This window comes from Duganella sp. SG902 (genome assembly GCF_013376005.1).
GTDB lineage: Bacteria > Pseudomonadota > Gammaproteobacteria > Burkholderiales > Burkholderiaceae_D > Rugamonas.
In genome coordinates, this window is record NZ_JABMJK010000010.1 from 131,306 (window position 1) to 140,551 (window position 9,246).

The 9,246-nt window shown below is 66.5% G+C and carries 9 protein-coding genes; 3 read left to right on the forward strand and 6 right to left on the reverse strand.

The window, feature by feature from the left end:
• Positions 1-46 precede the first annotated feature (46 nt).
• Genes FHW83_RS20725 through prsR form a run of 3 tightly spaced genes read left to right on the forward strand, consistent with a single transcriptional unit; the run spans position 47 to position 4,744 of the window.
• The gene (locus FHW83_RS20725) at positions 47-1,420 is read left to right on the forward strand and encodes a TIGR03013 family XrtA/PEP-CTERM system glycosyltransferase (RefSeq protein WP_176648246.1); all 1,374 of its coding nucleotides are present in this window, start codon (positions 47-49) and stop codon (positions 1,418-1,420) included.
• Positions 1,420-3,411, forward strand: a complete 1,992-nt coding sequence (gene prsK / locus FHW83_RS20730; protein ID WP_176648247.1) for an XrtA/PEP-CTERM system histidine kinase PrsK — start codon at positions 1,420-1,422, stop codon at positions 3,409-3,411. Before FHW83_RS20725 ends, prsK begins: the two co-directional genes overlap by 1 nt.
• Positions 3,404-4,744: a PEP-CTERM-box response regulator transcription factor gene (gene prsR / locus FHW83_RS20735; protein ID WP_176648248.1), complete on the forward strand. Its 1,341-nt coding sequence runs from the start codon at positions 3,404-3,406 to the stop codon at positions 4,742-4,744. Before prsK ends, prsR begins: the two co-directional genes overlap by 8 nt.
• Here the strand turns inward: prsR and FHW83_RS20740 are convergent, their stop codons facing one another.
• Genes FHW83_RS20740 through FHW83_RS20765 form a run of 6 tightly spaced genes read right to left on the reverse strand, consistent with a single transcriptional unit; the run spans position 4,745 to position 9,167 of the window.
• Positions 4,745-5,347, reverse strand: a complete 603-nt coding sequence (locus tag FHW83_RS20740) for a tetratricopeptide repeat protein (RefSeq protein ID WP_176648249.1) — start codon at positions 5,345-5,347, stop codon at positions 4,745-4,747.
• Positions 5,344-6,573 (reverse strand): glycosyltransferase, encoded by a 1,230-nt coding sequence (locus tag FHW83_RS20745; RefSeq protein ID WP_218106375.1) that lies wholly within the window; start codon positions 6,571-6,573, stop codon positions 5,344-5,346. The genes FHW83_RS20740 and FHW83_RS20745 overlap by 4 nt, the downstream gene beginning before the upstream one ends.
• Positions 6,567-7,394 carry a hydrolase 1, exosortase A system-associated gene (locus tag FHW83_RS20750; protein WP_176648250.1) on the reverse strand — a complete coding sequence of 276 codons (828 nt, stop codon included), beginning with the start codon at positions 7,392-7,394 and terminating at the stop codon, positions 6,567-6,569. Before FHW83_RS20750 ends, FHW83_RS20745 begins: the two co-directional genes overlap by 7 nt.
• Complete coding sequence (locus tag FHW83_RS20755; RefSeq protein WP_176648251.1) at positions 7,394-8,236, reverse strand: hydrolase 2, exosortase A system-associated; 843 nt, start codon at positions 8,234-8,236, stop codon at positions 7,394-7,396. The genes FHW83_RS20750 and FHW83_RS20755 overlap by 1 nt, the downstream gene beginning before the upstream one ends.
• Positions 8,233-8,475, reverse strand: a complete 243-nt coding sequence (locus tag FHW83_RS20760; RefSeq protein WP_176648252.1) for an acyl carrier protein — start codon at positions 8,473-8,475, stop codon at positions 8,233-8,235. Before FHW83_RS20760 ends, FHW83_RS20755 begins: the two co-directional genes overlap by 4 nt.
• A complete protein-coding gene (locus FHW83_RS20765; RefSeq protein ID WP_176648253.1) occupies positions 8,442-9,167 on the reverse strand; it encodes a GNAT family N-acetyltransferase in 726 nt (241 codons plus the stop codon). Before FHW83_RS20765 ends, FHW83_RS20760 begins: the two co-directional genes overlap by 34 nt.
• Positions 9,168-9,246: the final 79 nt, after the last annotated feature.

A 9,246-nucleotide genomic window follows, 5' to 3' on the forward strand; every position in this document is an offset into this window, starting at 1 on the left:
TGATCCGCAGTTCCCCATGATGAAAGCTCCGTTCGGGGAGCTTATCGTGATCAGGATCTTTCATCATTATGTGTCGCGCATCGCCTTCATGCTGCTGTTGCTGGAGCTATCCATTCTGCTGGCCGCGGCCCTGGCCAGCGCGCCCCTGTGGCTGTCCGACACCGGGCAGCGGTATTGGCCGGCGCTGGCGTTCGCGCTGGTGATGGTGTTCAGCATGGGCACCCTGGGGATGTACCAGCATGACCAGTCGCGCGAGGATATCAAAAGTACACTGCTGCGTATCACCCCATCCTTTGTGCTGGGCTTTTGCCTGATGCACTTGCTGGCCGGGCTGGTGCCCGCCATGCAGTTGGGGCGGCTGGGCGGGATGGTGTTCTGGCTCGGCGGCGGCGCGGTGCTGCTGGCGCGGCTGGTGGTGTTCACGTCGGCGCAATCGAGCATGCTGGAGCAGCGGCTGATTATCGTCGGCGACGGCGCCATCGCGCGCGAGTGCCTGGACCTGGCCAATGGCAGCGTGGGCTTTCATCCGTTCCGGGTGGTGGGCTTCGTGCCGGTGCCGGGCGAACTGCGGGCGGTGCCGCCGGCCATGCTGCTGCCGGCGGACTTGCCCTTGCTGGCGTTGGCGCGCCGCTACGCCGCCGATGAAATCGTGGTGACGGTGGGCGACCGCCGCAACGGCGCCTTCCCGGTGCGCCAGTTGCTGGAGTGCGCGCTGGGCGGCGTGCCGGTGATCGACGCCGCCACCTTCTTTGAACGCGAGGCTTGCCAGATCCGTGTCGACTCGCTGCAACCAAGCTACCTGATTTTCGGCGGCGGCTTCGATCAAAGCCTGATGCGGGCCACGGTCAAGCGGGTGTTCGACCTGGTGGCCAGCGCGGCCATCGGATTGCTGGCGATGCCGGTGATGTTGGCCACCGCCGCCGCCATCAAGATCGAGGATGGCGGTCCGGTGTTTTACCGCCAGGAGCGAGTGGGGCGTAACAACCGGGCCTTCAAGGTGCTGAAGTTCCGCAGCATGCGCCAGGATGCGGAGCGCGACGGACAGCCGCGGTGGGCGGCGCAGGACGATCCGCGCGTGACGTCGGTCGGCCACTGGATACGCAAGCTGCGCATCGACGAGCTGCCGCAGATGCTGAACGTGTTCAAGGGCGAGATGAGTTTCGTCGGTCCGCGTCCGGAACGGGCTTACTTCGTTGAGCAGCTGTGCGGGAAGATCGCCTATTACAACGTCCGGCACGGGATCAAGCCGGGCATCACCGGTCTGGCGCAGGTGCGCTATCGCTACGGCGCGTCGGTGGAGGACGCGCTGCAAAAACTGCAGTACGATTTGTACTACGTGAAGAACAACAGCCTGTTTCTCGACTTGCTGATCCTGGTCGATACCGTGCAGGTGGTCTTGTTCGGCAAGGGCGGCCGCTGATGCGGTGGGACGATGCGCCGGCGGTCGCGGTGTTCAGCCACGGCGTGGCGGCGTTGGCTTTCGCCGCATTGGCCGGGTGGCTGTTGCGCCCCGGCTGGCGCGCAAGGCCGCATGCGCTGACGATGGCGCTGGCGGCTTTGCTCACCGCGCTGTGGGCGCTGTGCGGGGCACTGGCCGTGCGCGCAGGCGTGGCGGCGTCGACGTGGTCCGCCATCGCCTTGCTGGAGCTGCCCGAGGCCTTGCGCAGCCTCGGTTGGCTCGGCGTGCTGCTGGCCCTCGCGGGCGGGCGCAGGTTTTCTCCGGCCGCCGCGTTGCTGGTGTTCGTGCCGGCGCTGCCCTTGCTGCCGGGGTTGCCGCCGCAGTTGCGGGCGGCGCTGCCGATGGCGTTGGCGGTACTGGGCATGCTGCTGGTCGAGCATCTTTATCGGGGCACGCCGCCGAATGCACGCTGGGGCGTCAAGTTCGCCTGCCTTGGCATCGGCGCCTTGTTCACGTACGACTTTTACCTGTACAGCGATGCCATGCTGTTTCGCCGCCTTTCGCCGGATATCTGGGCCGCGCGCGGCGTCGTCAACGCCCTCAGCGCGCCCTTGCTGGCCATGGCGATGGCACGCGGTCCGTCCTGGACCATCTCCGTGCAGTTCTCGCGCCAGATCATGTTCCACTCCGCCGCCTTGCTCGGATCCGCGCTGTATCTGCTGGCGATGGCGGCCAGCGCCTGGTATCTGCGTTCGGTCGGCGGCGCATGGGGAGGCGTGATGCAGCTGGCCTGCCTGTTCGGCGCCGTCTTGATCCTGATGGCGCTCCTGTTCTCGGGCACGATGCGTGCGCGTCTCAAGCTTTTCATCAGCAAGCACTTTTACAAGGGGCGGTATGACTATCGCGAAGAGTGGCAACGCTTCACGCGCGCGCTGTCAGACGACAGCGACGGCTTGTCCGAGCGCGCCATCCAGGCCGTGGCCACGCTGGTGGAAAGTCCCGGCGGCCTGCTTTGGCTGCGGCGCGAGGGTATCTACCAACCGGTGGGCCGCTGGAACGTGCCGCTGCCAACGGCGGAGGAAAGCGCGGACGGCGTCTTGTGCCAGTTACTCGCCAGCCGCAGCTGGGTGATCGAGCTTCCCGGCTGGCCTGAGCGGCCGGCGTGGGCCGAGGGCCTATGGCTGGTCGTGCCGCTGATGCTGGAGCGCAGCCTGTTCGGCTTCATCGTGCTGGCGCCGCCGCGCACCGCGCTGCAGCTGAACTGGGAGGTGCGCGACGTGCTGAAAATCGCCGGCAGCCAGGCCGCCAGTTGCATCGCCCATCGCGCCTCGGCGGATGGGCTGGCCGTTGCGCGGCAGTTCGAATCGTTCAACCGCATGTCCACCTTCGTCGTGCACGACCTGAAAAACTTGGTGTCGCAGCTTTCGCTGCTGCTGGTGAATGCTGAAAAACACAAGTCCAATCCCGCCTTCCAGCAAGACATGCTGGACACGCTGTCGCACTCATTGGGCAAGATGAAACACATGCTGCTGAAACTGGGCCGCGATCAGGCGCCCGATACCATCGCGCCGCTGCGGCTCGATCAATTGCTGGCGCGCGCCGTGCAGGCGCATGCCGGCAGCGAGCCACGGCCAGCGCTGGAACTGAACGCCGCCGGCCTGATCGTGCTTGCGGACGGTCAGCGGCTGGAGCGGGTGATTGGCCATCTGGTGCAGAACGCCATCGAGGCCACGCCACGCACTGGCGAGGTGCTGATACGGCTTGACGCAAGCGAAGGGACGGCGCTGATCGAGATCAGCGACACAGGCCATGGCATGAGCGAACAATTCATCCGCGAGCGCCTGTTCCAGCCTTTTGTCTCCACCAAGGCCGCAGGCATGGGCATTGGCGTGTTCGAAAGCCGCGAATACCTGCGCGAGATCGGCGGCCAGCTGCACGTCACCAGCGCGCCGTCCCAAGGCACGGTGTTCCGCCTGTTACTGCCATTGCATAAGGAGTCTGAACATGGGTAAGCATAAACTGCTGGTGGTCGAGGATGACCCCGGCCTGCAAAAGCAGCTGCGCTGGAGTCTCGACGCTTACGACGTCGTGACAGCGGACGACCGCGAGAGCGCATTGTCGCAACTGCGCCGGCACCAACCGGCCGTAGTCACCATGGACTTGGGTCTGCCGCCGGACCCGGACGGTGCCGGCGAAGGTCTGGCCTTGCTGTCGCAAATACTGGCCGCGGCGCCGGACACCAAGGTGATCATCCTGTCCGGCAACCAGGAGCGCGCGCACGCCTTGAAAGCGATCGCGATGGGAGCGTACGACTTCCATCAGAAGCCATTGGACGCCGACACGCTCGCGCTGGTGATCGCCCGCGCTTTCTACCTGCACGCCATGCAGCAGGAGAACCGCCGCATGCTGCAGATACAATCGGATTCGCCGCTGGCCGGCATCATTAGCCGGGACCCGGTTATGCTGAAACTGTGCCGCAACGTGGAGAAAGTGGCGCCGTCCGCCGCCACCGCCATGTTGCTGGGCGATTCAGGCAGCGGCAAGGAGCTGATCGCACGCGGACTGCATCAATTGAGCGCCCGCAGTGGCAAGCGCTTTGTCGCCATCAACTGCGCGGCGATTCCGGAAAACCTGCTCGAAAGCGAGTTATTCGGCTACGAAAAGGGCGCGTTCACCGGCGCCCAACGCCAGACGCAGGGTAAGCTGGAGCTGGCGCATGGCGGCACGTTGTTCCTCGACGAGATCGGCGACATGGCGATGCCGCTGCAAGCCAAGCTGCTGCGCTTCCTGCAAGAGCGCGTGATAGAACGCGTGGGCGGGCGCACCGAGATCAGCATCGACGTGCGCGTGGTGTGCGCGACGCATCGCAATCTGAAGGCGCTGGCGGCGGAAGGCGCGTTTCGCGAGGATTTGTACTACCGGCTCAGCGAGATCGTGCTGACCATCCCGCCGCTGCGCGAGCGTGCCGGCGACCGGGCGCTGCTGGCGCATCACTTCCGCAACAAGTTCTGCGCCAGCGAGGGGCGCACCATGCTGGCATTCAGCGGCGAGGCTTTGGCGGCGATCGAGGCGTATGCGTGGCCGGGCAATGTGCGCGAGATGGAAAACTGCATACGCCGCGCCGTCATCATGGCCGACGGACCGCAGATCATGCCTGCCGATCTGGGACTGCCCGATGGCGCGGAAGAGAATCTAAATTTGCGCCAGGTGCGCGAGGCCGCCGAATACCGCGTGATGGTGCAGGCGCTGGCGCGGGCCGACGGCAATATCGTCAAGGCCGCCGAACTGCTGGGCATCAGCCGCCCAACCTTGTACGACTTGATGAATCATCACGGCTTGAAGTAATCAATCGCGCCATTCGCCTGCCGCTTGCAGTTTGTTTTTCAGGCCGGACAGCGGAAAGCCCATGCCGTAGGCCTTTTGCGCACTGGCGCGGGCCTTGTCGTAGTCCTTCTTTTTCAGGTACAGCAGCCCCAGATTGTAGTGCGCTGTCGAATTGTCCGGTTCCAGCCGGGCGGCGTGCTCCAATTGTTCGGTCGCGCTGTCTGTCTGGCCGAGCGCCAGCAGGTAGCCGCCGTACAACGCATGCACGCGAGCGTCGTCCGGCCGGTAGCGCAGCGCGCGGTCGAAAAAGCATTCAATGGTGTAGCGGGCGCCGTGCGGCTTGCGGTTGCGGTCGCGCAAGGCCAGGCGCGACATGGCCGCCAACGCCCGGTGATGGTTCGGGAAGTGCTCCAGCGTGTAGCTGATGTCCGCGCCCACGGCGCCGGTCGCGCCGCGCACCAGGCGCTCCACGTTGGGCGTGAAGTGGAAGTTCTCCACCACGGCCAATCCCTGGCGGTCGTCAGCATTGGTGTAATCGCCGCCCGGATCGTGCTTGACGTAGGCGGGACAGTCGTCGGCGGCTTGCGTGCTGGCGCAGAGCAGCAGCATGGCCAGTAGTTTCATGGTTGCTCCTTGAGGTGGATGCGGTCCAGAAGTGCGGCGAGCTCCCGCGTGCGCGCCGCGCGCGAGCAATGGGCGATGAAGGCGGATTGCGCCAGCGGGGCGCGCCGTTCGCGGCACAGGTGGAGGAAGCGTGTGAGCGCCGCCGCGATGTCGTCCGCCGCATCCAGGCGGCCAATGGTGTCGATGCCGGCGCGACGCACCGCACAAGCGGTGTCGCCTTCCGGATGCGTGAGCGCCAGCAGCGGGCGGCGGGCCCGCAGGTATTCGTACAGCTTGGCCGGGATCTGGTGGTTGCAATTGGCCGCTTGCAGCAACAGCAGGCCGTCCGCATCCAGCATTTCCGCCAGCCCTTGGTGGTAGGGTAGCGGCGGCGCCAGTTCCACCATGTCTTCCATGCCGCGCAACAGGCCGCGCAGATAGTCGTCATGACCGCTCGCCCGCAGTATCAGCCTGAAGCTTGCGGCGTGAATGGCGCCCGCTGACCGCAAGCGTGCCAACGCTTCGAACAGCGCACGCGGGTCACGCTCCGAGGGATAAATGACGCCGCTGTGCAGCAGGCGGAAAGGCCTGGCCGGGCGCGCGGGCGGCGAAGACATCTCCGCCGCGATGAAGCTGGCCTCATCGTAACCGTTCTCTATCAATTTGATGCGCGGCGCGTGTTCGTCGCCAAAGCGTGTGTTCAGATCCCGCACCGCGCCCGGTGTTGTACAGATGATCGCCGCGCCGCGCCGCACGGCCTGCCGCTCTATCCAGCGGTGGATGCGGTAGCGACGCGGGTCTGGCGGATAGTCCTGGTCGATCATGGGGTCGCGCTGGTCGGCGATCCAGGGCAGGCCGCTCAGGCGGTGCAGCGTCAATCCGATCAGGTGGGCGGTGGCGATCGGGTAGCTGGACCAGACGGCGCTAGGCTGGTATCGGCGTATCAAGCGCATCCCTGCCGGCACCGCGCTAAGCCACCAGGATATCCAACGGTCCGGCTGCGACAGCAACGCTGGATAGTGCCCGCGCAGAGCCAGGTGGCGCGCGCTGTCCAGCGCAAAACTGCGATGCGCTGGCGCGCTGGCGGCAAGGTCGCAATCCGGATAGGCATGCGGACTTACCGACAACACCAGCGGTTCCCAGCCCGACTGCGGCAGGTACTGGGTGAACGACAGCGTGCGGTGGATGCCGCTGCCGCCGCGCAGGGGCGGGTAGTGGTAAGCGATCATGAGCACGCGCTTCACCATGTTTTTATCCACTTGGTGCAGATGGCCGCCACTTCGTCGCGCCAGACCTGACGCGCGAAGGTGTGGTTGGCATGGGGGATGACGGCCTGGCGCACGCGCGGCAGCGCCAACAGCTCGCGCCAGTGCGCGTGCCGCCGTGGCAGCGCCATGAACTCGCGCGCCCCAAGGTCCGCGCCGCTCAGGATGATGAGCACCTGGCCGCGAAAGCGCTCCAGCGCCTGATACAGCCGTTCCGGCAGCGGCTCGATCTGCGCCATGGGCTGACGGGCGGCTTGCGCCAGCTGCCTGAATGAATCCAGTGCGCGCCGAAAGCCAAAGCCACCACTGGCCAGCTTGCGCCAGAATGCGGCGTCGCGCACGCGCTCAAGATAGTAGTGGCGCAGCGTGGCGCGGGCCCGCCCCTGATCGGTTCGCACCCATGGATTTGCCAGCACCAGGCCGGTAATGCGCGGATCGCTCCAGGCGTGGAAGGCAGCGGCGGTGGCGCCGTCGCACAATCCCCACAAAACCACTTCCTGCATGGCCGGCATGGTGCAGAAAAACTCGCTGATGGCCGCCTCCAGGTCATCCTGTATCGATTCGAAGTCGCGCATGTCGCCTTCGCTGTCGCCCATGCCGCGGTAATCGAAACGCATCACCGGAACCTGATGCGCGGCCAGATGCCGCGCCAGCAGAACGAACTGGCGGTGGCTGCCGACCCGGTACTGCGGGCCGCCGGTGACGATCAGCACACCGCGCGTCAGCGGTTCGTCCGGCACGTGCAGGATGCCGATCAGCCAGCAGCCCTGGCACAGGAAGCGCAGCACGCGTTCGTGGGCCATTATGCGCACTCCATGGCGGAGGAGGTGGCGGCCAGCAGCTCGGGCACGATGCCGATTTCCGCGCTGCTCCAGAATGGCTCGCCGTGTACTGGATAGGCGCGCACACTGGCGCCATCGTCGCGCCAGCGGTCGATCAGCAGGGCGGACGCCGGCTGCAGCGCAGCGCCGGCGTTGCCTGCGGCGGCCGCATATGCGCTGGCGGCGTCACACCCGGGGGGCATGCTCAGTTCCATCCAGTGCACCGGGCAGCGCGGCGTCAGCGCGGCGGCGTCCAGGCCGCCGATGGCGGAAGACAGCGCCGGCGGCATCAGGTAGCCGGCGATTTCGGTGTCCTGTTCCACGGCGGGTGCGCTGGAAAACAGCCTGGCCGCGCTTTGCAGCCGCGCGAATTGGTTCAGGTGCGCGCGGCCGCTGAGGGCCGGCTGCCAAAGGATCAAAGCCTCGGGACGCGCGCGCGATGCAAAGTCCAGCGCCAGCAGGGCGCCGAGCCGCAGCCCCCACAAATAGCGCGCCCCCAGCTTGTGCTCCGCCAGCCATTGCCATGCGCGCGCGAGATCGTTGAGCCAGGTGTCCCAGCGGGCCGCGGCCAGTTCGCCGCTGCTGTCGCCGCAGCCGTACAAATCGATCTGCAGCACGCCAAAGCCGGCCTGCGCGTAGGCGCGAGCCTGCAGCGACACCATGCGCCGGCTCTTGTTCAATTCTTCCGCGAACGGGGGAACATGGAGGATGGCGCCGCGCACGGCGACACCCGGCTCCGGCTCGTGATACAGGCAAAAGCGCTCGCCCTCGTCGGCGCTGAGGAAGAATGGCAGGGCGCTCAACGATACGGCGTCCACGGTCATTCCAGTTTGCTGGCGACGAAGTCGGAAAGCGAGCCAACGGTGGCGAAATGGCGCGCGCTGATCTCGTCGTCCCGCACTTCGAAGCCGTAGTACTGCTCCAGCGCGACGATCAGGTTGGCCACCGCCATGGAGTCCAGTTCCGGCATGGCGCCCAGCAGCGGGGTGTCCTCGGTCAGCGGCTGGTAGCTCAGGCCCAGCGTGGTTCTCAGTATCTGGCAGACTTGTTGGAAAGGTGGCATGGCGGCTCCTGTGTGGGCACATCGAACATCAGTTGGGGAAAGGATGCGGGGCTGCGCGACAAGTGGAAGTAGGGCGGCAGGCTGGCGATCATCCATTGCCACGTGCCGCAGCGCAGGAACACCGCGTGCCCAAGCGGCACGGTGCCGATTTGCGCATGCGCGCGCAGCGAGGCGGCGTTGAAGGCGGAGATGCGGCTGCAGGTCCAGCGCACGCCGTGCCGGCGCAGATGCTGCCGCGCCGCTTCCCACAGGCGGCGGAAGACCCAGCCGAGGCGCTCGTCCGGCCGCACCCAGACGTCGAAGTCCCAACTGGTGCGCGCCGAACGCAGGCAATAGCGCACGCGCACCTCGTCCTCCTGGTAGGCCCCGCCAATCAGCCAGAGAAACCCGGCCAGGCGGCCGTTGCGCCACGCCGCCAGCGTCCGCGCGCCTTGCGCGTAGCGCTCCCGCACCACGCTGGCCGGCCGCGGATAGTCCGGCGGCAGCGGATCGGCGGCGCTGGCGGGGCGGATGTCGATGTCGGCGCCGCGCATCGGCGTCAGCGCGGTGTCGCCGACGTACTGGGCCACGAACAGGTAGCGCAGCAGGGTCCAGCGCCCGCCGCTGGCGCGCGCCAGCAGGCGCGCCAGCACGTACAAGGCGGTGTTGAACCAACCCAGTTGCGCGAGGGTGAGACGCAGGCAGTTCGTCATGGCTTCTGTCCTTGAGGGCGGGATTCCGATTAGACTATGGCCTCTAATCGCCCGGTTTGCGCCAGCACAAGCGGAAGCG

Coding starts and splice junctions, on each gene's coding strand:
- FHW83_RS20745 (WP_218106375.1), bottom strand. CDS start 6,573: ATGGTGAAGCGCGTGCTCATGATCGCTTACCACTACCCGCCCCTGCGC.
- prsR (WP_176648248.1), top strand. CDS start 3,404: ATGGGTAAGCATAAACTGCTGGTGGTCGAGGATGACCCCGGCCTGCAA.
- FHW83_RS20755 (WP_176648251.1), bottom strand. CDS start 8,236: ATGACCGTGGACGCCGTATCGTTGAGCGCCCTGCCATTCTTCCTCAGC.
- FHW83_RS20760 (WP_176648252.1), bottom strand. CDS start 8,475: ATGCCACCTTTCCAACAAGTCTGCCAGATACTGAGAACCACGCTGGGC.
- prsK (WP_176648247.1), top strand. CDS start 1,420: ATGCGGTGGGACGATGCGCCGGCGGTCGCGGTGTTCAGCCACGGCGTG.
- FHW83_RS20765 (WP_176648253.1), bottom strand. CDS start 9,167: ATGACGAACTGCCTGCGTCTCACCCTCGCGCAACTGGGTTGGTTCAAC.
- FHW83_RS20740 (WP_176648249.1), bottom strand. CDS start 5,347: ATGAAACTACTGGCCATGCTGCTGCTCTGCGCCAGCACGCAAGCCGCC.
- FHW83_RS20750 (WP_176648250.1), bottom strand. CDS start 7,394: ATGGCCCACGAACGCGTGCTGCGCTTCCTGTGCCAGGGCTGCTGGCTG.